Origin of the sequence: Sporosarcina sp. FSL K6-6792, from assembly GCF_038004885.1 — a bacterium.
GTDB classification, from domain to species: domain Bacteria; phylum Bacillota; class Bacilli; order Bacillales_A; family Planococcaceae; genus Sporosarcina; species Sporosarcina psychrophila.
The window spans coordinates 1,907,673-1,930,434 of record NZ_JBBOSA010000001.1 but is presented as its reverse complement, the minus strand read 5'-3'; the positions used below and the strand labels follow the sequence as shown (position 1 = coordinate 1,930,434).

General features: G+C 41.7%; 28 protein-coding genes and 1 pseudogene. 18 read left to right on the top strand and 11 right to left on the bottom strand.

Annotated elements, in window-relative coordinates; genetic code table 11:
• Positions 1 to 9: 9 nt before the first annotated feature.
• From MKZ26_RS09320 to MKZ26_RS09290, 7 genes are all read left to right on the top strand, one after another.
• Positions 10 to 960 (top strand): branched-chain amino acid ABC transporter permease, encoded by a 951-nt coding sequence (locus MKZ26_RS09320; RefSeq protein ID WP_340765924.1) that lies wholly within the window; start codon positions 10 to 12, stop codon positions 958 to 960.
• On the top strand, positions 950 to 1,729 hold the full coding sequence (locus tag MKZ26_RS09315) for an ABC transporter ATP-binding protein (RefSeq protein ID WP_067206363.1): 780 nt from the start codon (positions 950 to 952) through the stop codon (positions 1,727 to 1,729). The genes MKZ26_RS09320 and MKZ26_RS09315 overlap by 11 nt, the downstream gene beginning before the upstream one ends.
• 2 nt (positions 1,730 to 1,731) lie before the next feature.
• Positions 1,732 to 2,439, top strand: a complete 708-nt coding sequence (locus MKZ26_RS09310) for an ABC transporter ATP-binding protein (protein WP_067213852.1) — start codon at positions 1,732 to 1,734, stop codon at positions 2,437 to 2,439.
• Between the two features lie 142 nt (positions 2,440 to 2,581).
• Positions 2,582 to 3,541 carry a lipoyl synthase gene (lipA, locus tag MKZ26_RS09305; protein ID WP_067206365.1) on the top strand — a complete coding sequence of 320 codons (960 nt, stop codon included), beginning with the start codon at positions 2,582 to 2,584 and terminating at the stop codon, positions 3,539 to 3,541.
• An 18-nt stretch (positions 3,542 to 3,559) separates the two neighbouring features.
• Positions 3,560 to 3,880: a YutD family protein gene (locus MKZ26_RS09300; RefSeq protein WP_067206367.1), complete on the top strand. Its 321-nt coding sequence runs from the start codon at positions 3,560 to 3,562 to the stop codon at positions 3,878 to 3,880.
• Between the two features lie 728 nt (positions 3,881 to 4,608).
• The gene (locus tag MKZ26_RS09295) at positions 4,609 to 5,058 is read left to right on the top strand and encodes a DUF86 domain-containing protein (RefSeq protein ID WP_340765920.1); all 450 of its coding nucleotides are present in this window, start codon (positions 4,609 to 4,611) and stop codon (positions 5,056 to 5,058) included.
• 2 nt (positions 5,059 to 5,060) lie between these two features.
• Positions 5,061 to 5,825 carry a TIGR01457 family HAD-type hydrolase gene (locus MKZ26_RS09290; RefSeq protein ID WP_340765918.1) on the top strand — a complete coding sequence of 255 codons (765 nt, stop codon included), beginning with the start codon at positions 5,061 to 5,063 and terminating at the stop codon, positions 5,823 to 5,825.
• A 39-nt stretch (positions 5,826 to 5,864) separates the two neighbouring features.
• Here the strand turns inward: MKZ26_RS09290 and MKZ26_RS09285 are convergent, their stop codons facing one another.
• The gene (locus MKZ26_RS09285; protein WP_067206374.1) at positions 5,865 to 6,101 is read right to left on the bottom strand and encodes a YuzB family protein; all 237 of its coding nucleotides are present in this window, start codon (positions 6,099 to 6,101) and stop codon (positions 5,865 to 5,867) included.
• Between the two features lie 332 nt (positions 6,102 to 6,433).
• On the opposite strand from MKZ26_RS09285, the gene MKZ26_RS09280 reads away from it, so the two are divergent.
• Complete coding sequence (locus MKZ26_RS09280) at positions 6,434 to 7,501, top strand: NAD(P)/FAD-dependent oxidoreductase (protein WP_187046913.1); 1,068 nt, start codon at positions 6,434 to 6,436, stop codon at positions 7,499 to 7,501.
• 153 nt (positions 7,502 to 7,654) lie between these two features.
• Here the strand turns inward: MKZ26_RS09280 and MKZ26_RS09275 are convergent, their stop codons facing one another.
• Positions 7,655 to 7,984 carry a YuzD family protein gene (locus MKZ26_RS09275; RefSeq protein WP_067206379.1) on the bottom strand — a complete coding sequence of 110 codons (330 nt, stop codon included), beginning with the start codon at positions 7,982 to 7,984 and terminating at the stop codon, positions 7,655 to 7,657.
• A gap of 85 nt (positions 7,985 to 8,069) precedes the next feature.
• Here MKZ26_RS09275 and MKZ26_RS09270 point away from each other — a divergent pair, with 85 nt between their 5' ends.
• Positions 8,070 to 8,306 carry a NifU family protein gene (locus tag MKZ26_RS09270; protein WP_187046915.1) on the top strand — a complete coding sequence of 79 codons (237 nt, stop codon included), beginning with the start codon at positions 8,070 to 8,072 and terminating at the stop codon, positions 8,304 to 8,306.
• A gap of 37 nt (positions 8,307 to 8,343) precedes the next feature.
• Here the strand turns inward: MKZ26_RS09270 and MKZ26_RS09265 are convergent, their stop codons facing one another.
• Complete coding sequence (locus tag MKZ26_RS09265; RefSeq protein WP_187046916.1) at positions 8,344 to 9,021, bottom strand: DUF2225 domain-containing protein; 678 nt, start codon at positions 9,019 to 9,021, stop codon at positions 8,344 to 8,346.
• A 130-nt stretch (positions 9,022 to 9,151) separates the two neighbouring features.
• Between MKZ26_RS09265 and MKZ26_RS09260 the strand changes: the two genes are divergently transcribed.
• The 4 genes from MKZ26_RS09260 to MKZ26_RS09245 all read left to right on the top strand — a co-directional run bounded on the left by MKZ26_RS09260 (position 9,152) and on the right by MKZ26_RS09245 (position 12,043).
• Positions 9,152 to 9,514 (top strand): HesB/IscA family protein, encoded by a 363-nt coding sequence (locus tag MKZ26_RS09260; protein ID WP_067206387.1) that lies wholly within the window; start codon positions 9,152 to 9,154, stop codon positions 9,512 to 9,514.
• A 250-nt stretch (positions 9,515 to 9,764) separates the two neighbouring features.
• Positions 9,765 to 10,982 carry an NAD(P)/FAD-dependent oxidoreductase gene (locus MKZ26_RS09255; RefSeq protein WP_340765915.1) on the top strand — a complete coding sequence of 406 codons (1,218 nt, stop codon included), beginning with the start codon at positions 9,765 to 9,767 and terminating at the stop codon, positions 10,980 to 10,982.
• 129 nt (positions 10,983 to 11,111) lie between these two features.
• Positions 11,112 to 11,609, top strand: a complete 498-nt coding sequence (locus MKZ26_RS09250) for an NUDIX domain-containing protein (protein WP_067206392.1) — start codon at positions 11,112 to 11,114, stop codon at positions 11,607 to 11,609.
• Between the two features lie 107 nt (positions 11,610 to 11,716).
• Positions 11,717 to 12,043 (top strand): YuiB family protein, encoded by a 327-nt coding sequence (locus tag MKZ26_RS09245; RefSeq protein ID WP_340765912.1) that lies wholly within the window; start codon positions 11,717 to 11,719, stop codon positions 12,041 to 12,043.
• A gap of 49 nt (positions 12,044 to 12,092) precedes the next feature.
• On the opposite strand, the gene MKZ26_RS09240 is transcribed toward MKZ26_RS09245, so the two are convergent.
• Positions 12,093 to 12,569: a divergent PAP2 family protein gene (locus MKZ26_RS09240; RefSeq protein ID WP_187046917.1), complete on the bottom strand. Its 477-nt coding sequence runs from the start codon at positions 12,567 to 12,569 to the stop codon at positions 12,093 to 12,095.
• A gap of 157 nt (positions 12,570 to 12,726) precedes the next feature.
• On the opposite strand from MKZ26_RS09240, the gene MKZ26_RS09235 reads away from it, so the two are divergent.
• The 4 genes and pseudogenes from MKZ26_RS09235 to MKZ26_RS09220 all read left to right on the top strand — a co-directional run bounded on the left by MKZ26_RS09235 (position 12,727) and on the right by MKZ26_RS09220 (position 15,566).
• Entirely contained in the window at positions 12,727 to 14,238 is a 1,512-nt protein-coding gene (locus MKZ26_RS09235; RefSeq protein WP_340765911.1) for a leucyl aminopeptidase, read from the top strand.
• A 63-nt stretch (positions 14,239 to 14,301) separates the two neighbouring features.
• Positions 14,302 to 14,556, top strand: coding sequence for a hypothetical protein (locus MKZ26_RS09230; RefSeq protein WP_340765910.1), 255 nt, complete (start codon positions 14,302 to 14,304; stop codon positions 14,554 to 14,556).
• A gap of 352 nt (positions 14,557 to 14,908) precedes the next feature.
• Positions 14,909 to 15,139: pseudogene (locus MKZ26_RS09225) on the top strand (nuclease-related domain-containing protein); the annotation flags it as partial.
• A 127-nt stretch (positions 15,140 to 15,266) separates the two neighbouring features.
• Positions 15,267 to 15,566, top strand: a complete 300-nt coding sequence (locus MKZ26_RS09220) for a hypothetical protein (RefSeq protein WP_340765909.1) — start codon at positions 15,267 to 15,269, stop codon at positions 15,564 to 15,566.
• Positions 15,567 to 16,015: 449 nt separating this feature from the next.
• On the opposite strand, the gene mnhG is transcribed toward MKZ26_RS09220, so the two are convergent.
• From mnhG to MKZ26_RS09185, 7 genes are read right to left on the bottom strand one after another with little or no spacing between them, the layout of a single operon-like run.
• Entirely contained in the window at positions 16,016 to 16,399 is a 384-nt protein-coding gene (mnhG, locus tag MKZ26_RS09215) for a monovalent cation/H(+) antiporter subunit G (protein ID WP_340765908.1), read from the bottom strand.
• The gene (locus MKZ26_RS09210; protein WP_340765906.1) at positions 16,383 to 16,664 is read right to left on the bottom strand and encodes a Na(+)/H(+) antiporter subunit F1; all 282 of its coding nucleotides are present in this window, start codon (positions 16,662 to 16,664) and stop codon (positions 16,383 to 16,385) included. Before MKZ26_RS09210 ends, mnhG begins: the two co-directional genes overlap by 17 nt.
• On the bottom strand, positions 16,661 to 17,140 hold the full coding sequence (locus tag MKZ26_RS09205) for a Na+/H+ antiporter subunit E (protein ID WP_340765904.1): 480 nt from the start codon (positions 17,138 to 17,140) through the stop codon (positions 16,661 to 16,663). The genes MKZ26_RS09210 and MKZ26_RS09205 overlap by 4 nt, the downstream gene beginning before the upstream one ends.
• Positions 17,141 to 17,146: 6 nt before the next feature.
• On the bottom strand, positions 17,147 to 18,634 hold the full coding sequence (locus MKZ26_RS09200; RefSeq protein ID WP_340765902.1) for a Na+/H+ antiporter subunit D: 1,488 nt from the start codon (positions 18,632 to 18,634) through the stop codon (positions 17,147 to 17,149).
• Positions 18,627 to 18,968, bottom strand: a complete 342-nt coding sequence (locus MKZ26_RS09195) for a Na(+)/H(+) antiporter subunit C (RefSeq protein WP_340765900.1) — start codon at positions 18,966 to 18,968, stop codon at positions 18,627 to 18,629. Before MKZ26_RS09195 ends, MKZ26_RS09200 begins: the two co-directional genes overlap by 8 nt.
• Positions 18,968 to 19,390 carry a Na(+)/H(+) antiporter subunit B gene (locus MKZ26_RS09190; RefSeq protein WP_340765898.1) on the bottom strand — a complete coding sequence of 141 codons (423 nt, stop codon included), beginning with the start codon at positions 19,388 to 19,390 and terminating at the stop codon, positions 18,968 to 18,970. Before MKZ26_RS09190 ends, MKZ26_RS09195 begins: the two co-directional genes overlap by 1 nt.
• Positions 19,377 to 21,788, bottom strand: coding sequence for a Na+/H+ antiporter subunit A (locus MKZ26_RS09185; protein ID WP_340765896.1), 2,412 nt, complete (start codon positions 21,786 to 21,788; stop codon positions 19,377 to 19,379). The genes MKZ26_RS09190 and MKZ26_RS09185 overlap by 14 nt, the downstream gene beginning before the upstream one ends.
• 394 nt (positions 21,789 to 22,182) lie before the next feature.
• Here MKZ26_RS09185 and MKZ26_RS09180 point away from each other — a divergent pair, with 394 nt between their 5' ends.
• Positions 22,183 to 22,758: a YufK family protein gene (locus MKZ26_RS09180; RefSeq protein ID WP_338653359.1), complete on the top strand. Its 576-nt coding sequence runs from the start codon at positions 22,183 to 22,185 to the stop codon at positions 22,756 to 22,758.
• Positions 22,759 to 22,762 lie beyond the last annotated feature (4 nt).

The following is a 22,762-nucleotide window of genomic DNA, read 5'->3' as shown; positions in this document are numbered from 1 at the left end:
AACAATATCATGAAAAAGTCAAAACAGTTTTGGTCATTTATTGCTTCATCTCTAATCGTTTATACGGTTATTCAAGTGCTCATAAGTGTAGGTATATTAAATGATTTTCATTCTAATACATTAATCTTTATGGCAATTAATATTATGTTGGCCGTCAGTTTGCACTTAGTAATTGGTGTTACAGGACAGTTTTCACTTGGTCATGCAGGATTCCTAGCAGTGGGAGCCTATATTTCGGCAATCGTGACGATGAAATTGCAACTGCCATTTCCAGTTGCAATTTTAGCGGCAGGGGTTATTGCTACAATTGCAGGGCTAATCATTGGGATTCCAAGTTTACGGCTACGCGGCGATTATCTAGCAATTGCTACACTTGGATTTGCGGAAATTATTCGTATTGTTTTCTTGAATATTGAATATGTAGGTGGAGCGGCAGGGATGCAAGTGACGCATTTAACTACATGGACCTCTGCGTTTATCTGTCTTTTCGTTACAATAGTAGTTATCGTCAATTTTACAAATTCAAGGCATGGTCGCGCGTGTATTTCAGTTCGAGAGAATGAAATTGCGTCGGACGCTATGGGAATCAATACAACGTATTACAAAGTATTAGCGTTTGCAATTGGTTCTTTCTTTGCAGGAGTTGCTGGGGCTTTGTATGCACATAACTTTTACATTATTCAACCTGCTAACTTTGGATTCTTAAAGTCAATCGATATTTTGATCTATGTTGTGTTGGGTGGTTTAGGAAGTTTGTCAGGAGCAATTGTTGCAACAATATTATTAACAATCGTTTCCACATTCTTACAAAGTTATCCTGAAACACGCATGATCATCTATAGTCTAGTACTTATCATTGTTATGCTTTATCGTCCAAAAGGCTTAATGGGAACAATGGAAATAACGGATTACTTCAAGTTATGGAGAGGTTCGAAAGGAGGCAGCCAGCATGACAAGTGAACCGTTACTGAGAGTGACAGATGTAGGTATACAGTTTGGCGGGCTGAAGGCAGTTTCGAATTTCAATATGGAAATCAATCAAGGTGAACTTATTGGGCTCATTGGTCCAAATGGAGCGGGTAAGACAACGAGTTTCAACTTATTGACAGGTGTTTATAAGCCTACGGAAGGCGATATTTTATTCAAAGGGAAACGTATTAATGGTATGGCTCCTTATCAGGTAACACGCAGGGGAATTAGTCGGACATTCCAAAATATTAGGTTGTTCAATGAACTATCCGTTTTGGATAATGTTAAAGTTGCTTATCACTCATTAGCGAAGCATTCAGTTCTAAGTTCTATGCTACGCCTCCCATCCCATTTTTCTGGGGAGAAAGAAATGGAAGAAAAAGCAATGGAATTCCTCAAGATTTTTGAATTGGATAAATATAGAGATGAAGATGCAAAAAATCTTGCATATGGGAAGCAGCGGAGGCTTGAAATTGCACGCGCATTAGCCGCAGGCCCGGAGTTGTTACTGCTTGATGAACCAGCTGCTGGGATGAACCCGCAGGAAACGAAAGAGCTAATGGAGTTAATCGCATTTGTCCGTAAGAAATTCAATCTAACCATTTTATTAATTGAACATGATATGAATTTGGTAATGGGGATTTGTGAACGTATTTACGTATTGGATCATGGTGTACTTCTTGCTGAAGGAACTCCTGAAGAAATCCGTAATAATCCGAAAGTAATCGAGGCTTATTTAGGGGAGGAAGTTGACGAATGAGTATGCTAAAAGTTGACAACCTCAACGTCTATTATGGTAGTATCCATGCGCTTAAAGGTGTTTCTTTACATGTAGATCAGGGTGAAATTGTGACATTGATTGGTGCGAATGGTGCTGGGAAGAGTACGTTGTTGAAAACATTATCAGGTTTATTAAAACCAAAAGAAGGCACTATAGAGTATTTGAATGATTCAATAGCGGGTAAGCAAGCCCAAGCCATTGTAAAAGCAGGAATCTCCCATGTACCTGAAGGAAGACGAGTGTTTGCAGATATGAGCGTTGAAGAAAATATTGAATTAGGTGCTTTTTTAAGAAAAGATAAAGCGGGTATTCAACAAGATTTCCAAAAAGTCTATGAGATTTTTCCACGTTTGCATGAACGACGCAAACAATCAGCGGGAACGCTATCTGGCGGAGAGCAGCAGATGTTAGCGATGGGTAGGGCTATCCTGGCAAGACCGAAATTGTTGTTGTTGGATGAGCCCTCAATGGGATTGGCTCCACTAATGGTTAAGACGATTTTTCAAGTCGTCAAGGATATTAATCAAGAGGGAACAACGATTCTCCTCGTAGAGCAAAATGCCAATATGGCCTTGTCAATTGCTAACCGTGCGTACGTTATTGAAACGGGACGTGTCATTCTTTCAGGGACTGCTGAGGAACTGCATGCCAGTGAAGAAATCAAGAACGCTTACTTAGGTGGCCATTAATTGAAAAGAGACAGTGCTTGGTAACCGGCACTGTCTCTTTCTTTGTAAAGGTAATCGAATTAGACCCTAGGGATGGTTGTTTGAAGTCTGAATATATGATACATTAGCAACAGTAGTGAAAACACTTTATAAGTTTGTAGGAATGGAGTCGGTCGTCGTGTCATGCAAACCGGAACAGGGAAACAGAACGGAACACGTTAGAAAACCCGATTGGTTGAAAATCAAGCTAAATACGAATGATAACTATACAGGCCTTAAAAAAATTATGCGTGAGAATAATTTAAATACTGTATGTGAAGAAGCTCGTTGTCCAAATATCCATGAATGTTGGGGAGAGCGCCGTACTGCTACATTTATGATTCTTGGTGCAGTTTGTACACGTGCATGCCGTTTTTGCGCCGTTAAAACAGGTTTACCAACAGAACTAGATCTTGCAGAACCAGAACGCGTTGCAGATTCTGTTGCGCTTATGAATTTAAAGCATACAGTTGTTACAGCAGTAGCGCGTGATGATCAGAAAGATGGAGGATCTGCGGTATTTGCAGAAACAATCCGTGCAATTCGTAGAAAAAATCCATTTACAACAGTTGAAGTTCTGCCATCTGATATGGGCGGCGTTTATGAGAACCTTGAGCGACTCATGGATGCTAAACCAGATATCTTGAATCACAATATCGAAACGGTACGTCGCCTAACACCAAGGGTTCGTGCGCGAGCGACATATGACCGTTCACTTGAACTATTGCTTCGTGCAAAAGAAATGCAACCTGATATTCCTACAAAATCTTCTTTGATGCTTGGTCTTGGTGAAACACATGAAGAAATTCTCGAGACAATGGATGACCTTATTGCGCATAAAGTTGATATAATGACAATAGGCCAGTATTTACAGCCTAGTAAAAAACATTTAAAAGTACAAAAGTATTATTCGCCGCAAGAATTTGGCGAGTTGAGAAAAATTGCAATGTCCAAAGGGTTCTCACACTGTCAGGCAGGTCCACTCGTACGCTCGAGTTACCATGCTGATGAGCAGGTGAACGCGGCTGCAAAAGAAAGGCAGCGTCAAGGTGATGAACAACTTGAAACAACACTGCAAAGTTAAATTGGCGGTGAAAGTTGATTGATAATTTTAGAAAACTGGCAATTTGATATACTGACAGACTACCGTGAGGGATTTAATGAAGAGGCTTTGCTTGCAAGATACAGTGATGTTCTCCTCAAATACGACTACATACTTGGGGACTGGGGATACGGACAACTCCGTTTAAAAGGGTTTTTCGAAGATACAAACCAGAAAGCAACGTATGAAACAAAAATCAGCACCTTACAGGATTATCTTTACGAATACTGTAATTTTGGCTGTGCCTATTTTGTATTGAAAAAATCAGGCCGGGTTAAACTGGAAGCAGAGACTCCCGAAACTCCTGAAGTATCTGAATAACTAGGCTCGCGCGTGGATCTTGAATCTGCCCGCGAGTTTTTTGTTGTATAGAAATTTATATGATTCTCGAACTGTGGATAACCTTTGAAAATGATAGTCCACGAACAGAAACCTGCGCCTGGAGGTTCTTAGGTTGGAGTGTATATATGATTGGTAGCGGGAAGTTAATGCTCTTTTGCATGTATATATGATTGGTAGCGGGGTGTAAATGCTCGTTTGTGTGTATATATGATTGTTGGCAGGAAGTTAATGCTCGTTTGCGTGTATATATGATTGGTAGCGGGGCGTAAATGCTCGTTTGCGTTTATATATGATTGGTAGCGGGAAGTTAATGCTCGTTTGCGTGTATATATGATTGGTAGCGGGAAGTTAATGCTCGTTTGTGTGTATATATGATTGGTCGGGGGAAGTTAATGCTCGTTTGCGTGTATATATGATTGTTAGCGGGACGTTAATGCTCGTTTGCGTGTATATATGATTGTTAGCGGGAAGTTAATGCTCGTTTGCGTGTATATATGATTGGTCGCGGTATGTTAACGCTCGTTTTGAGGGATATATATATTCAGTCTCGCTTGCGCTTTCATTATCCCCTATATATAGAACAAATGAATACCTATATATACTGAGCGGAGGCGCCTTACAAGGGGATATCTGTATTTCAAAATATCTAGTATCGCAAATATGGTATCATAAGATGAAAATAGTTGAACAATCAGGAGGGAAAGTCCATGTATTTTGTTGACCGAAACCAAATCAGTGAATCGCTAAATCATATGGAAGTTTTACTTGAATTGTACAGAAATGAAAAAGAGTGGCAGAAGGATATTATCCATTCACTTGCGCTTGAACGGATAGCGAATGTACTTATCGAGTCGATTATTGACGTCGGAAATTCGATGATTGACGGTTTTATCATGCGTGACCCAGGGAGTTACGAAGATATTATTGACATAATGGAAGACGAGCGTGTTATCACTTCCGAAATGGCAGGACCGTTAAAAGTGGTAATTGAACTTAGGAAAATGATTGTGCGTGAGTTCACTAAAGTAGACGTTAGGACGATAATCGAAGTATTGAATGCCTCAATGGATGAACTCCTTGAGTTTCCAAAAAAGGTGCGTCATTATCTTGAAAATGAGCTTGGTCCAGTATCTGCCTTCTTACCGGAAGAGAAATGATTATGGATAAATACAAAGCAATCTGTCTTGATTTAGATGGAACTGTTTACCGTGGGACTGAACCGATTTCGGAAGCGGTCTCTTTCATTGGAAATATGCAACAAAATGGAATCGATCCCTATTTCATCACAAATAATTCTTCGATGACACGTGTGCAGCTTCGGGAGAAACTGGCATCATTCGGAATAATCGCAGATTCTGACCGCATCATGACATCTGCGATTGCTGCCGCAAAGTACTGTAAAGAAAATTATTGTGGTGCATCTGTTATGATGATTGGTGAAAAAGGGTTGGAAGAAGCATTAGCGTCTGAAGGGATAGCAATCACAGCAACGAATCCCGATGTTGTTATCATGGGGATTGACCGAAGTATAACGTATGCGAAATTGGCGGATGCTTGTCTGGCGTTACGGGGAGGCGCGCATTTCATTGCAACAAACAGTGATAAAGCATTTCCGACGGAAAGAGGACTTGTTCCGGGGAATGGATCTTTTGTCACCTTAATGGAAAGTGCAACTGGGGTATTACCGTTATTTGTTGGGAAACCTGAGCCGCATATGCTTGAATTCATTCAGGTAGAAAACGGCTTTCGAAAAGAAGAGATGGTTATGATTGGTGATAACTACGATACGGATATACAAGCGGGAATTCATTTTGGCATTGATACGATACATGTTGCAGGAGGCGTCACTTCGCCAAAAGAAGTACTCTTGAAATCGCAGCAACCGACTTATTCGTACCAGACATTACTTGATTGGATAATATAAAAAAGCTAGCCGCCTGAAAAGGGCGGTTAGCTATAATGCTCAAAAGAGCGGATTGTCTTCTATATATTGATAGATGCGCTCGGTCAGCTCGTCGTTTGTATCTGCTTCGACGATTTCACCATTGACGATTGCATACAGCGATTCTGAACATTTTGTACAGTAACTTAAACAACCATACTCAAGAACATCAAGATTTGGATCTTTCTCCAATTTTTCAAATGTTTCTTGTGAATAGTTTGCGATATTACTCATGCAAAATTCGACAATCGGATTCACGATGATCACCTCACCTATTTGAAATCCTACTCTTTTTTTCTTCGCACGTCAACAATCTGGCATTACCGGATGGACCGACTAAATTAACCACGGTCTATGGGGTGAGACTAAATAATTATATGTGTTGAACGTATGAATACCTTCATAAATTCAGCGTAGATGACCTTGTATGGGGGAGTCGAAGCTGATTTAAAGGTTTTTTAAAATCATAAAAAAATTATTCATGTTGATTAAAATTGCACTTTACCGTGAATCATTGTGAAGCATGTCACAAACTGATATAATCGTAATTGGGAAAACAACGGATTAATGGATTACGAAGGAGAAAACTTATGAGAAAACTTGTATTATTAGGTGCCGGATATGGGAATATGCGCATTTTACTACGTTTATTGACAAAAGAATTGCCGAGTGATGTCGAAATAACGCTTGTCGATCGGACTCCGTTTCATAGTTTGAAGACGGAATTTTATGCGCTTGCATCTGGAACTGTATCGGACTCAGTCGTGCGTGTTCCACTTCCGGAACATGATAGGCTGAAAGTTGTTGGCGGAGAAATTATAGAAATTAGGCCGGATGAGAAGTGCGTCTATCTTGATGATGGCGTGCAAATCATGTATGACGAATTGGTAATTGGGCTTGGCTGTGAAGATAACTATCATGACGTACCAGGAGCGGCAGAGTACACATATAGTATTCAGACGATTGGTAAATCCAGGGTTACGTACGAAAAACTTCTTGGTCTTGGTAGTGGTGCAACGATTGGTATTGTTGGAGCCGGCTTAAGTGGGATCGAACTTGCTAGCGAACTCCGGGAAAGTAGACCCGATTTGAACATTAAGCTGTTCGATCGCGGCCCACGGATTTTGAGGGACTTCCCTGAGAGACTTAGTAATTATGTTAAAGGGTGGTTTGACGAACATAATGTAGACGTCGTTGCGAGTTCTAACATTACAAAAGTGGAACCGACGACCCTGTTTAACCACGAAGAAACAATCGCGGTTGATGCGGTTGTCTGGACAGCTGGGATTCGCCCGGTTGCACCTGTGGAAAAAATTGATACGGAAAAAGACGGATCAGGTCGGGTTGTACTGAATAAGTATCATCAGTTGCCTGAATTTAACGATGTCTATATCGTAGGAGACTGTGCGGCGCTTCCTTATGCTCCAAGTGCGCAAGTAGCTGAGGAACAGGCGGAACAGATTGTACGCATATTACGTAACGTTTGGAACAACGAACCACTTCCGGAAACTATGCCGGAAATCAAGCTGAAAGGGTTCCTCGGATCCCTTGGTAAGAAGCAAGGATTTGCATACCTTGCTGACCGGACTGTAACAGGTCGTATTGCACGATTGTTGAAGTCGGGTGTGCTCTGGATGTACAAATGGCATAATGGTTGAAAAAAAATCCCCTATTCGCATAGTGCGAAAAGGGATTTTTTTTGTTGTCTAAGAAATTATCGAATTAGGTATTGTGGATAAGTTGTGATTTAGAGATTTACTTATAGAATTCAGCGCTTTTGTTCTTCTCATTTATCTTGAAATTTTATCAGTTTAAGATTCAGCTATATAGCCGTTCTTTTCAAGCGCAGCAAATACCGGTTTTAATTGAATATAGCCTTCACCAATCATTTCGTCGTTGATCATGACTAGTGGATAGAAGAACTCATCGTCCTGTATTTGCTGGACAATTTTTTTGTGTTTGTCGTCGGAAACAGTAGACTCGATATCAATGTAAGTGATATCGTATGGCTGATTCGGGTACTTTCTATCGATAGCAGCTTGAAGCCATTCGTATGTGTCTTTGGATGAAGGTGAATTGACACAGCTTGCACAGATGATATCTGCACCATAAATTTCAATGATTGTAGTAGTGATACTCATATTAATTGTCCCCTCCCGATTGATTGTTGGATTTTTTCTTCTTTCCAGTTTATAATAAGTATAAGGAAAGGAGAGTTAAAAAACAATGACAGATACAGCGTTAACTGAACCAGTACAAGAAGTATTAGATAAATTACGTCCATTCCTCCTACGTGATGGGGGAGACTGTGAACTTGTGGATATCGAGGATGGCATCGTGAAACTTCGCCTTCTTGGTGCTTGCGGTACATGCCCAAGCTCGACGATTACACTAAAAGCAGGGATCGAACGCGCACTTTTGGAAGAAGTTCCAGGTGTCGTTGAGGTAGAACAAGTATTTTGATTTTAAGTGGGACGGTCCGAATTTCGGTCCGTCTTTTCTATTTTATTGCCCGAATATCTTGCCATCGTTCTTTTGTCATCTCGATGAGCTTCGGTTCAGAGGATGTGCGTTGGCGTTCTAGAATGCGCGAAAAGCTTTTTATTGCCTCATTCTCATCACCGATTTTCCAAGATAATTCTGCAATCAAATACAAAACCCTTGTTTCTGACATTTGGGTTCCAGTGAAATCTCCTTCTGAAAACGCTGTAGTATAGAAATTTCGTGCGATTGTTAGAAAACGTTGTTCTTCTACCTCCGCTCCTTTATCACGATATAACCAAGCAATTCGTAAGGTAAGTCCTGCCAGTGTAAGAACATTTTCCTTTTTGAACATGGCGCTTAAATAGGCAAGTTTATAAGTTTCAATGGCTTCATTGATATCACGTGCTGCACTGAAAGATCGGCCATTCCATTGAGATGTGATTCGTGCAGCTATGTCTTCTTCTGTGCCAGGAGCAAAATAAGAGGAAAAATCATCGGTAGAAGAGAAGCCACAGTGAGGGCAAACTGCAACGTTATAAAAGATTGGATTTACCTCTGGATTTGAGTAGACAGGTTTGAAGTCACTTTCGTGGGATGAAACCCGAATGAATCTTGAGCGAATTTTTGTGGTAGTGAAGTTTTGCTTACAATAAATGCATGCAACTTTTTTATCATAAAAAGGGCTGATTTCCATGTAGACCCACCTTTCGTACTAGTTAACTCATTATAGCGTATATCCTTCAACACTGGAGTTAATATGATTGCGTTTTGCTCGATTTAATTGCTATTATAGAAGGAAGAAAACAAAGGGAAGGTGAACACGAATGACACAAGTTGTTGAGGTTACTAAAGCTGCAGCAATTCATGTAAGAGAAATGATGCGTCATAATGAGGAAGAAGGGTCATTCCTGCGTGTCGCTGTGAACGGCGGAGGATGTAGTGGTTTGACATACGGAATGGGTTTTGAAACTGAAAAGTCACCGGATGATCTTCTGCTTGAACAGCATGGTTTACAAATTCTCGTTTCTAGTGAAGATGCCGGCGTTCTTGAAGGCACACAAGTCGATTATAAAGAGTCCCTTATGGGGGGCGGATTTACCATAAATAATCCCAATGCAATTGCTTCTTGCGGTTGTGGAACATCATTCAGAACGGCTAAGAAAGAAGGAACTCCAGCGGACTGCTGATTCCTTTTCTAGCTCTCCTAAATACTACTTAGGAGAGCTTTTTTTGTCGAATTATAGTTGTGTTTTTTTAGTCAGTATTTTCAAATATTTGCTATTTCAAATATACTATTGAAAAGCCCCAACAAAAGGGCTACTATAAGAGATAGAAGTTTGTCGAAAAAATGACAAAGGCCGGGACTGTGTAAATCGTCGGTGTACCGATTTCACGTGGGCCGGGCACATAAAAAAATCAAAGGTGGTTTCGATCTTCGTGAAAAGACCGACAATTTTAGTATTAGGCGCGGGTTATGGCGGTTTAACAACAGTTGTTAACTTGCAAAAATCTCTTGGAGCAGACGATGCAAATATCGTTCTTATAAACAAAAATGAGTATCACTATGAATCGACATGGCTTCATGAAGCAGCTGCAGGAACAATGTCTCCTGAATCAGTGCGTTATGATATCAAAGATGTTATTAACAGTAATAAAGTGAAATTCGTCCAAGCTGAAGTTCAAGCAATCGACGTTACTGGGAAAGTCGTAACGACAAATGTCGGTACACATACATACGATTATCTTGTTATCTCACTTGGTTTTGAAGGCGAAACATTTGGTATTCCAGGCCTTGATAAATATGCACTTTCTATTGCCAACGTTAAAGCAGCACGTCAAATTCGCGAACATATCGAATATCAATTCGCGACTTGGTCAACTGAAGAAGTTAAAGACGATAGCCGTCTGACAATCATCGTTGGGGGAGCGGGCTTCACAGGCATCGAGTTCCTTGGCGAGCTTGGTAACCGTGTACCTGAACTTTGCAAAGAGTTCGACGTTCCACAAGAAAAGGTACGCGTACTATGCGTAGAAGCAGCGCCAATGGTTCTTCCAGGATTTGACCCTGAGCTTGTAGATTATGCTGTTAAGCATTTGAACTCTAAAGGAATCGAATTCTCGATTGGTACGCCAGTTGTAGAAGCTACTCCTGAAGGCGTTAATATTAAAAAAGGCGAAGACGTATTTGAATTCGTCAAAGCTGGCACAGTCGTTTGGGCTGCAGGTGTCCGTGGTAACCGTCTAATCGAAGAAACGGGTATCGAAAACATGCGTGCTCGTGTCAAAGTAGACAAAGATCTTCGTGCACCAGGTCATTCCGATGTATTCATCGTTGGAGACTGCGCACTTATGATTAACGAAGCAGTGAACCGTCCATTCCCACCTACTGCACAAATTGCTATGCAACAAGGTGACATGTGTGCGAATAACATCATCGCACTTATGAAAGGTGAACCAACTTCTGACTTTACACCTGATTTAAAAGGTAGCGTTTGTTCACTTGGAGATAGCGATGCAATTGGTGTCGTATTCGGTAAAAAAGTAACGGGTACTAAAGCTTCATTCATGAAGAAAATGATTGATAATCGTGCGCTCTTCATGATTGGCGGAGTAGGTCTTACACTGAAAAAAGGTAAATTCAACTTACTTAAATAAAACACTTCTGAAGCACTCGCCCGTCCTTGACGGCGGGTGCTTTTTTAAAAGATAAGAAAGTATTAGTTATTCACTTGGAGTGGTTTCTAGACTCTGGCGCTTACGCTTTTCTTATGAGGAGGATCCTAAATGTCACGAAAAATGCGAGGTAATGTATGGCTTGGCGCGGCAGGGCTTGTTGTGAATAGCGAAGGACAGTGGCTTGTTGTTAGGAAAAACTACGGTGGTTTAAAAGGTTTATGGTCCATACCGGCAGGATTTGTTGATGGTGATGAAACTGCAGATTGCGCAGCGATTCGTGAAGTAAAGGAAGAAACAGGTGTTGTCTGTCAGCTCGAAGGAATGATTGGGTTTCGTACAGGCGTATTGAATGGAGAGGTGAGCGACAACATGGCCATATTCTTGTTGACGCCTACTACTAAAGGACAGATTTTAATTCCGGAGTTAAGAGAGATTTCAGAAGTCGCATGGAAGAGTCCATTCGATTTAAAGGAAGATAAGGACGTCTCTGTGATGATTCATGAAATTGCGGAAAAAGTGATCGAATCAGGGTTTGATGAAATTGAAAATATCAACCCGGGCGATCAATTCGGTTATACTTCTTATAAACTATTTTTCAAAAAGTGATCTATTACAACAGGGATAAAATCGACAAATTATTGAACGAGTCGTGTAATGTTGAAAGCGTTCATTCGTTCCTGTAAAATAGTGAATGGAAAACGGAGGTAGTCACATTGGGAACGATTTCATTAACGCACGTCGTTTTATCTATAATGATTTTCATAGTAATGTTTTTTGGAATAGGATTCTTATTGAATATGCTTCTTCGAATGACATGGTTGATGGCCATCATTTATCCAATTGTCGTCATACTAATTATTGATGAAGTACGTGTATATGAATATGTCACGAAACCGAAATACGCGTTACAGCTTCTTGGTGACAAAGCTATGGCACTTCATACAGCTGATATCCTCATTTTAGCAAGTGGACTTGTCGGAGCGATTATTTCAGGTTTTGTTATTAAGTTATTAAGAAAACAAGGTTACCAAATGTTTTAAGAAAAAGGTGTGTTCAAGCGATTATGCTTGAACACACCTTTTTTCCTAGTTAGATAATGAATGAATAGATAATAACAGAGATAAGGATACCAGTTACAGCACCTGCAAACACTTCACTTGGTTTGTGACCTAGCAACGTTTTTAATTCTTGAATTTTTTGTTGTCCATCTTTCTGCTGCCAGCCTTTTGCTTCTTGAACGAACGTTTGGAAGTCTACTCGCATTTGATTGATAATCAGTGCTTGTTGTCCTGCCTGGTAACGAATTCCCGTTGCATCAAACATGACGATGACGGCAAAGATGGCAGACACGGCAAACATAGGTGAATCTAATCCCTCTTCGTAAGCGATTGCAGTCGTCAATGATGTAACTGCAGCCGAATGAGAACTGGGCATCCCTCCTGTTGAAGTCATTAATTTCCAGTCAAGTTTACCTTCTAGGAAATAATGGATCGGGATTTTGACAAATTGAGCAAAGATAATACCGAATAATGCCGCAATTAACGGGGTATTTTGTAATAAGGCCATTTACTTCGACTCCTCTATAAAGTACAAAAATTGTGTATTCAGTATACCATAATGATGTGCTATAAAAACAAGTTAGTACGGATTCCGAATGAATTACTACGAAGGGCTGAAAATTTAGGCTATACTAAAGAATGTAGGTAAAATTGGAGGTTGTCAAATGAAAACAATAATATTGGAACCGAATTTTGATAATGTAGAAGAAGAAGTACTTGTAATTGGTGTACCCGAACATCCGGAAAATATAACAGGCTGGGACGGCTTCGTCAGTTCCTTCAGTTCCCGTTTACCAGAATGGGTTAAATCTGGAGATGTTAAAACTGAGTTCAAAAGTATTGTTAAAATGCCATCCGTAGAAGTTGGAGGCTACAAGCGTGTAATCTTTATCGGGCTTGGTTTGCATAAGGAATTGACGGAGGATCGTTTGCGTCAGGTATTTGCGGCGGTCGGAAAAGAGCTTGCAAGCATGAAAGCAGCTTCTGCTGCCATTTGGACGGCTCCATTCACGAATGACAAGTTAACGTGTGAGGATGTTGTTTTTGCGGCAACGGAGGGTATTGGGCTTGGCATGTACAAGTTTGAAGGATACCGCACGGATTCAAATGAACGAGATGTTGCACTTGAAACGTTGTCATTCTTATCTTCATTTGATGAAGATGAGCTGAAAGCGGCCTTTGAAGTAGGGAAAGTACATGCATACGCGGTTAATGAAGCACGAAATCTAGTTAATATGCCGCCTAATATATTAACGGCGACTAAAATGGCTGACTATGCACGTGAAGTCGCTGAAAAATATGATTTTGAAATTGAGGTACTTGGTAAGAAAGAAATGGAAGAACTCGGTATGGGCGCTATTCTAGCAGTCAATAAAGGTTCAGTGGAAGAGCCTAAGTTAATCGTCATGAAGTATGCTGCAATTGAAAAATGGGAAGATGTTATCGGTCTTGTTGGCAAAGGAATTACCTATGATACCGGCGGCTATTCATTGAAAACGAAAGACGGAATGGTTGGTATGAAAGGTGATATGGGCGGTGCGGCTGCAGTCCTAGGGGCAATGACAATCATAGGAGAGTTGCGTCCTGCGAAAAATGTCATCGCTGTGATCGCGTCAACGGACAATATGGTTTCCGGGGATGCTTTTAAACCAGATGATATTATCACATCACTTAGTGGGAAGACGATAGAGGTGCTCAATACAGACGCTGAAGGACGTCTTGTTCTTGCAGATGCGGTTACATACGCTAAGCAGGCCGGCGCAGACTGTCTGATTGACGTTGCGACACTGACAGGCGGCGTTATCGTCGCGCTTGGTATGGACAAGACAGGGGCGCTTACAAATGATGAAGAATTCTTCGAAGAGTTCATGCAGGCATCCATGGAAACGGATGAATTCGTCTGGAGACTTCCGTTAACGGAAAACGATAAGAAAAGACTGCGTAAAAGTGATGTGGCAGACCTGAATAACTCGCCAGGAAGAGACGGACATATGATCTTTGGCGGTGGATTTGTTGGGGAGTTTGTTGGCGACACGCCTTGGATACATCTTGACATAGCGGGGACATCGGATGCGGTTGCTGCACATGATTTAGGGCCTAAAGGCGCAACTGGAGTCATGGTACGGACGCTAGCGACGCTTGTTGAACGGCTAGCCGAAACCGATAGAGAAGTGTAATAGGCGATTGCCTCTTTCCTATTAGTCTTATTTGAATAGGATAAGTAGGAGAGGGGAATGATTATGACTAGAGGATTTCACGGTGGTGGCGGATATGGTCGAGGTGGCGGTTTTGGCCGTGGTGGTTTTGGTCGCGGTGGCTTCGGTCGAGGATTCGGTTTTGGAGACTTTGGCGGACCTTTCATTGGCGGATTTGCTGGTAGTTTATTAGGAAGTGCATTGTTTCCAGGATACGGATATGGATATGGATACGCACCATACCCATATCCATTCTCCCCGTATCCGTATCAACCATACGGCTATTACGGGCCTTACTAAAAGATAAAAATACCTGTCAACCGAGTTTTCGGCTGGTAGGTATTTTTTAGTTGAAGGAAATGGGTGTGACGGTCATAAAGTCATTCATGGCGTCATAATAATACCCAAGGCGATCATAACCCATTTTGAGACGGTTAAGTCTAGTTATATGTTAATAGTCTTGATATAGATGTTGTTCTGATTATTCTATTATACCGCAAGGTTCATTTGTATAAATATGTTACACTTTCATGGATAGTTCCAGTTTTACGTAAAAGGAGGATGGGAAATTTCATTAGCAAATCAAGAAAAGAACCGTTAAAATTTAGAAACTGTACTAGCCTCAAGGACAAGGAAAGCTGGTTTTGGTGGAGAGCAACAATTGGACAAGGTTTTTGAAAATTACTCTTTTCCAATGAAATATCGTGTTTTGCATGATGTGTCACTGACATCAACCACACCTTTTCAAATCGATACGCTGTTCATCACCCCAACTTATACGGTTATATTTGAAGTGAAGAACATTTCAGGTGAGCTTAAAATAGTCAACAATCCACCGCAATTAAACCGTGCCCTCAATAATTGGGAAGTGAAGGGATTTTAATAGCCCCATTACGCAAGTCGAGAATACTAGCGACGCTTGTTGAACGGCTTGCCGATGCCTACAATAGGCGATTGCCTCTTTCCTATTAGACTTATTTGAATAGAATGAGTGAGAGAGGGGAATGATTATGACTAGAGGTTTTCATGGTGGTGGCGGTTTTGGTCGAGGCGGCTTTGGCCGCGGTTTTGGTTTTGGAGGATTTGGAGCACCTTTTATCGGAGGATTTGCCGGTAGTTTATTAGGCAGTGCACTGTTCCCAGGAAGCGGGTATGGCGGAGGATTCGGCGGCGGATATCCAATTCAACAGTTTCAACAGTTCCAACAATTCCAACTGTCCCCGCAATACCCACAATACCCACAGTTCCAGCAGTTCCCGCAGTCTGCGCCTTTCCAATTTCAGTCATACGGGTATAACTGGCCTTACTAATTAAAGAGAAAAATACCTGTCAACCGAGTTTTCGGCTGACAGGTATTTTTTGAAAGATAAGAAAGCACAAGTTTTCTTGACTTGGAATAGCGTCTAGCTCTAGGCGCCAGCCGCTCGGGTCATAAGCAATCCAGCTATGTGGCAAAGAGCGCCACGTCGCTGGATCGCCTTATGCCTGTCGCGTCTAGACGGCGCCTTGCGCTTTTCTTGTTGTCTAGCTCTAGGCGCCAGCCGCTCGGGTCATAAGCAATCCAGCTATGTGGCAAAGAGCGCCACGTCGCTGGATCGCCTTATGCCTGTCGCGTCTAGACGGCGCCTTGCGCTTTTTTTGTTGTCTAGCTCTAGGCGCCAGCCGCTCGGGTCATAAGTAATCCAGCTATGTGGCAAAGAGCACCACGTCGCTGGATCGCCTTATGCCTGTCGCGTTTAAAGGGCGCCTTCCACTTTTCTTAGTCTTCCTTCTGATGAGTTGGAGGATTCTTTAGTTTAGCTTGCTCGATAACCTCTGCAAGATCATCGCCAACAGTTAGTTCTGTCGGTTTGACGCCCGATATATAAGCTGCGCGGCTCATAAGATGTCCGCCAATCGGAGAGGTAATGAACAGAAATGCAATTGCCAGTAGAAGTTGAATACTAAAATGGCCTTCCTTCAACCAAAAGTGAAAAAACACACCTAGCAGAATACTAAGCACACCCAAAGTTGCACTCTTAGAAGCGGCATGTGCCCTCGTATAGACGTCCGGTAAACGAATGATACCAATGACGGTCACGATAGTGAAAACGATGCCAACGACGATTGTAAGGACTATGAGGCTATTAGCTAGTACGATCACGTTCGATTATCTCTCCTTTCTCAATGAATTTTGAGAATGATACGGTTCCAATGAATGACATAATCGCAATAAGCAAGATGACTTCCATGAAAAATCCGGTATCGAAGATGACTGATAGCAGAGCGATTGCTGAAATAAGCATGACACCAATCCCATCCAGTGCGACGAGCCGATCCGGAATAGAAGGACCGCGGAATACACGGTACAGCAGACCGGCAATCGACAGAAGGACAAGGATTAGACAAACCCATATGAATGTCGTCATGGTCGGCTTACCTCCTTAATGGCTTTTTCGAATGAATTTTTGATTGAATCAATTGCGTCATTAACATCATCGACGTCAATGGCATGGATATAAAGCGTTTTTTGATCATCAGAAACGTTCAACACAATTGTTCCCGGTGTCAATGTGATCAGGCTCGATAGCAATGTAATTTCCCAGTCATGTTCAAGGTCAGTTGGCAAAGCGAAAATCATAGGTTGAATATTCATCTTCGGCCGCAAGACGACCTGCAGCACTGAAATATTAGACAAAGTCAGCTCCTTGAAGAAGAGCAGTGCTAATTTAAACGCTGCCCAAAGCCGCCAGATGTAAAGTCTACCAGGGAAAAAGCGTCTCGTCATAATGATCAAAAGCAGACCAATCAAAAAACCGATGATGAATGTTGAAGCGGTGAATGAGTTGCTTATGAACATCCAGACGAGTGCGATGAAAAAGTTCAATAATAGTTGAAATGCCATCGTCATCTACTCCTTTAACACCGCATCAATATAGATGGATGGTTGTAGTAATACGTCTGATGCGTCCGTCATATAAGGAATGAGCCATTCAGTACCAACCCCGTACAGCGCGGATAGAATGACTAATGCTACGGCAGGCATCATCATCTTCCGGTATGTTCGACGGTTTGTTGTTGGCAATTCCACAGTTGTGGGGTCTCCCCAGAATGCATAGATGAAAATCCGAATGACAGACAACAGGACCACAAGACTGGATGCCAGGATGATTATACTCCCCAAGACATTGCCGGCCTCGAATGCCCCTTTAACAATAAGAAGCTTACCGACGAAACCGCTTAATGGCGGAATGCCCGCTAGTCCAAATGCAGCAATTAGGTACATCCAGCCAAGTGGCGCATGGGTTTTCATTAACCCACCCATCTTACGTAAGTTAGAGGTTCCGGTTACGTAAACAATGATGCCGATCAGAAGGAACAAAGCCCCTTTAATGAGCATGTCATGGATCAAATAGAAAACGGCACCCGTTAAACCAGCCTCGTTCATTTGTGCAGCACCGAATAAAATAACACCCACTGCAATGATGATATTGTAAATAATAATTTGTTTTACATCGAAATAGGCAAGGGCACCAATGCAGCCGGCAATAATCGTGAGCAATGCCAGTGCAGATAATAAACCATGTGTAAATCCGATATCGTGTACGAAGAACAGCGTATACGTTCGGATGATTGCATAGATACCGACTTTAGTTAACAATGCACCGAATAGTGCCAGCACCGGTATTGGAGGTGCTGCATAAGATCCCGGTAGCCAGAAGTAAAGCGGGAACAGGGATCCTTTTACGCCGAATACGATTAAAAAGAGCACTGCAATCACGGTTATAATACCGGGTTGTCCAATCTCTGCAATTTTCACTGAAATATCGGCCATATTTAATGTACCAATAACAGAGTAGAGGTAAGCAACTGTAATAACGAATAATGCAGATGAAATGACATTGACGAGTATGTACTTTATTGATTCACGAAGTTGTTTTTTCTCGCCACCTAAAACGATTAATAGGTAAGAGGCGATGAGCAGTACTTCGAAGAATACGAACATATTGAAAATATCACCTGTTGTAAATGCGCCATTGATGCCTGTAATCATGAACAGGATGGCGGGGTAATAAAAGAAGCGCTCCCGCTCTTCGCCAATTGCAGTGAAACTGTATAGTACAACAAAAAGTGTGATCAAGATTGTTGTGGTAACAAGTAATGCAGACAGCATATCGGAAACCATTGAAATTCCGAACGGTGCCGGCCAGCTTCCAAGTGTGAGTGCTTGAACACCATCCGCTTTCACTTTTGCAACTAGGAAAAGTGCGGCTACCAGGCTGATTAGCAATCCAATACAAGTCAATGATCGCTGTACCTTGATATTCTCCTTGAAAAACAGAAGAATGATTGCGAACAGGAATGGCAATATGATTGGGAATAACAGTAGATTAATCATGCTCGTCATTTCCTTTCATGAGGTTCATGTCATCTGTCTGATGCTCAGCATACGTCCGATAAGCTAATACAAGGATGAATGCCGTCACACCGAAGCTAATAACAATCGCTGTTAAAATAAGCGCCTGTGGCAAAGGATCTGCATAATCTGTTACGCCTTCTGCCACGACTGGCGGAGAGGTGCCACCAAGACCGCCCATTGTAAGAATGAGCAAGTGAGCACCATGGCTCAACAGGCCTGTCCCGAGTATGATTTTGAGGATACTCCTGGAAAGAATCAGATAGACAGCTGCCATGAAAAGAATTCCGATGACGATGGCCATTATAAACTCCATTACGCATCTCCTCCAATCGATTGAATCATTGTGACTGCTGCACCGACGACAACAAGGTAGACGCCTGCATCAAAAATCATTGCAGTATGAAGGGAAGTTGTTCCGAACAACGGCAAAGTGAAATCGTCGAAAGCATGTGTAAAGAAAGGAACGTTGAAAAAGATTGAGCCTGCTGCCGTTCCTAGAGAAAGCAATAAGCCGATGCCTGTCATAATCGTGAAGTTGAAAGGCAGTGCTTTTTGTACCGTTTTCAAATCGAAAGCGAGTAAGAGAAGAACGATTGCTCCAGTAGTAAGCAATCCTCCAACGAAACCGCCACCTGGTGTATAATGACCCGCAAAGAAAATGTGGATTGAAAAAAGGAAGATGATGAAGAATACGAGTTTTGTTGTAGTTTGTAAAATGACATCATTTGTTTTCATCCGTATTCTCCTCCTTTTTTGACAATTTCAGGCGAATCATAGCAAGTACGGCAATCCCTGCGATTGACAGCACAGCAATTTCAAATAATGTATCAAATCCACGGTAATCTACAAGAATAACGTTGACGATATTCCCGCCACCCGCTTCTGTATAAACTGTATCTTTGTAATACTGCGAGATAGATGGAATCAATTTTTGTGAATGAGCCGATAAGGCAACCAATGTCACCGTTATTCCGACACCAGCCGCAATAATCAAATTGCCAATCTTGTTGCGTTTTGTTTGGCCGTGATTGTTCAGAGACGGTAAATGTTTAAAGGCTAACAAGAATAAAGCAACAGATATCGTTTCAATAACGAGTTGTGTAAGCGCTAAATCCGGTGCTTTGAAAATAACGAAGAATAAAGCAACCGAATAACCGACGGCACCTAGAGCAATGATTGCTGACAGTCTTGTCTTCGCAAGTAGAACCATACAAACTGCGATAACCAGAACAATAGCAGTCAGAACTCCATATAAGTTGACAGGGGAAAAACTCTCCATATCAACTATGAAAGCTTCTTTGATGAATAACGTCGCCGCTGTAATGGCAGCAATAAAAGCAAACATATAAATCAGATATGTGCGGATTAAACCAGTCATATAGAAGCGGGAAAGTTTGTTCATTCCACCTTCACTAACGAACATGGCTGAGTCATACAGGGCATTCAATGACAAGTATTCAGGTTGAATGTCATACAGTTTCTGCCATCTCGCCAAGGTCATGAATAGAACGAGACCGACTCCGACAAGCGAAACCGTCATCCATAATTCTGGAGCAGCAATTCCGTGCCATGCTGCGACGTGAACGGCAACTTCAGAAGGATGGCTGTATAAATCAGGCTGGACAGCCATGACAGCTGGTTTCACAAACCATTTTCCAATCAAGTTCGGTATGAAGAAGATGCCAACAACGAGCGTAGCAAGAATGACGGGAGATACAAGCATCCCGACAGGCGCTTCATGCGGTTTAGTAGGAAGAGGTTCACTTTTTTGTTTTCCAGCGAACGTCTTAAATACAAAGTAAAAGCTATAAATGAATGTGAAAACACTGGCAATCCAAGCGATAACAGGGAAGATAATTCCCCATGTTGCAAAGTTGAACAGTTCAAAATGGCGAATGGCCAGCATCGACTGAAGGAACATTTCCTTACTCAGGAAACCGCCGAATGGCGGCAGACCTGCCATCGACATTGAACCGATGAACGCAACCGTGAAACTGACGGGCATAATGCTCATCAATCCGCCGAGTTTTCGGATATCGCGTGTACCCGTTTCATGATCGACAATACCGGCAATCATGAACAAGCTCCCTTTGAAGACTGCGTGGTTGATCAAATGGAAGATCGCTGCAAATGTTGCGAATTTGAAAATGGGGTCATCCGAGTGATAGGCAAGCGCACCTGCTCCAAGCAGAGACATGATAAGTCCAAGCTGACTCACTGTCGAGAAAGCAAGAATCGCTTTTAAATCAGTCTGTTTCACTGCAAAGAAAGATCCCCAGAATAATGTCAGAAGTCCGATACCAGCTACGAGCCAAATCCAAACTTCAGAAACAGCGAAAATAGGTGTAAATCGGGCGACGAGGTAAAGACCTGCTTTCACCATTGTTGCTGAATGTAGATAGGCACTGACAGGTGTAGGCGCTTCCATTGCATCCGGTAACCAAATATGGAACGGGAATTGTGCTGACTTTGTAAAAGCACCAAGCAGTACGAGAACGAGCGCCAATGTAAAGAATTCATGTCCTACAAAAGTGGGGGCGTTAGCGATAAGTTCGCGGATGGAAAACGTATCTCCCATAATCCCTAACAGAACGAATCCTCCAAGCATCATTAGTCCACCAAATACAGTGATCATCATTGATTTCAATGCACCAAATCGTGAACCGTCACGTGTATTCCAATAGCCAATAAGTAGGAATGACGAAATGGATGTTAGCTCCCAGAATAAATAAAGGGATATAACGTTATCAGATTGGACAACACCTAACATGGCGCTCATGAAAATGAGCAGGTAAACGTAAAAGTGATTCAGCTTTTCTTTACGCTTATCAAGATAAAAGATGGAGTAGAGCACAACGAGTGCACCGATGCCTGTAATAAGCAAGGTAAACAGCAGGCTGAGTCCATCAATATACGACACGAACGAAATGCCGAGTGAAGGAATCCATTGCAATTCTGCTATAGCATGCCCGCCGCCCATTGTTGTTTTAAGAAATCCTATGTAAAAAATGAAGAGGGAGACAGGGACGAGTAAAACGAACCACCCAGTGTGTATGTCTTTCAGTTTCCTAACTAGCAATGGAACGAATAGGGCTGCCACAATCGGCAGGAAAATCAGTAATACAAAATTCAAGAAAATCCTCCTTCCTAATGAATGAAACAGTTATGTATAAACGTGATGCTAAGCAAAAGGAATCTAATAGTCATTGGCTGTTCTGAATTCATACATCATTTTCAACGTCGGGACGGTAAATTTTAAAATTGTTACGATTACCTTATCTTTTCTTCCTTTCATTGTTTTAATCAAAAAATGCAAAAAGTCCATCACAAAAGGGCATAGATACCCCCTGGTGACAGACTCCTCCAAGTACGTTCATTTATTTGATTGAGGTAACTATATCACAGCATGCGGAAGTTGTCTAATTGAAAAATAGTAAGTGTGGGACGATTCTGGATTTTGTTGCCTATTCGGTCTCTCTTCTTATAGTATAGAAACGAAGAACTAATTTGCGTTTGAGGTGTTAGAAATGAAAAATCCATACATATTTGGTTATTTACCGTTTGTAACAATTGTCTTATTCAGTTTAACATTCGGAGTATACACAGTTGGCGTGTCAGTGGAACTATTTAAAGGAATTGGTTTGTATGCTGGCATGCGAGAGTTTTTGACTGATATACAATTACGTATTTTTCTGCTAGTTATCTATGCATTGTTATTTTTTATGGTTTTTTCAGCGTTAAAATTGATTGCGGAAACGATTCATGAAACTGCGATGTTATTCTTTTCGAAGGATGTGGAGGGGAAATCGTATAGCGAAGCTCGCGGAGGCAATGTCATCTACTTTTTCGGCGCGCTTGCATCGGTAGGTGGCATCAATTCGATTAGCCTATTAACAGCTGTATTTTTACTGACAACGTTCATCTACTTCGTGTATGTCGTTTTCAAATTAAGCAAATACATGACAATCGTCAGCACGATTGGGCTTCTCGTTTTTGAAATTCTGGTTTGGGCGATACTAGTTTCAACCATCATCTATATTCTGTTGAAGCTTTATAATGGGGTAATTGCGAGTTTGCCTTTCATTGGTAGTAAAACGGACTAGCCTT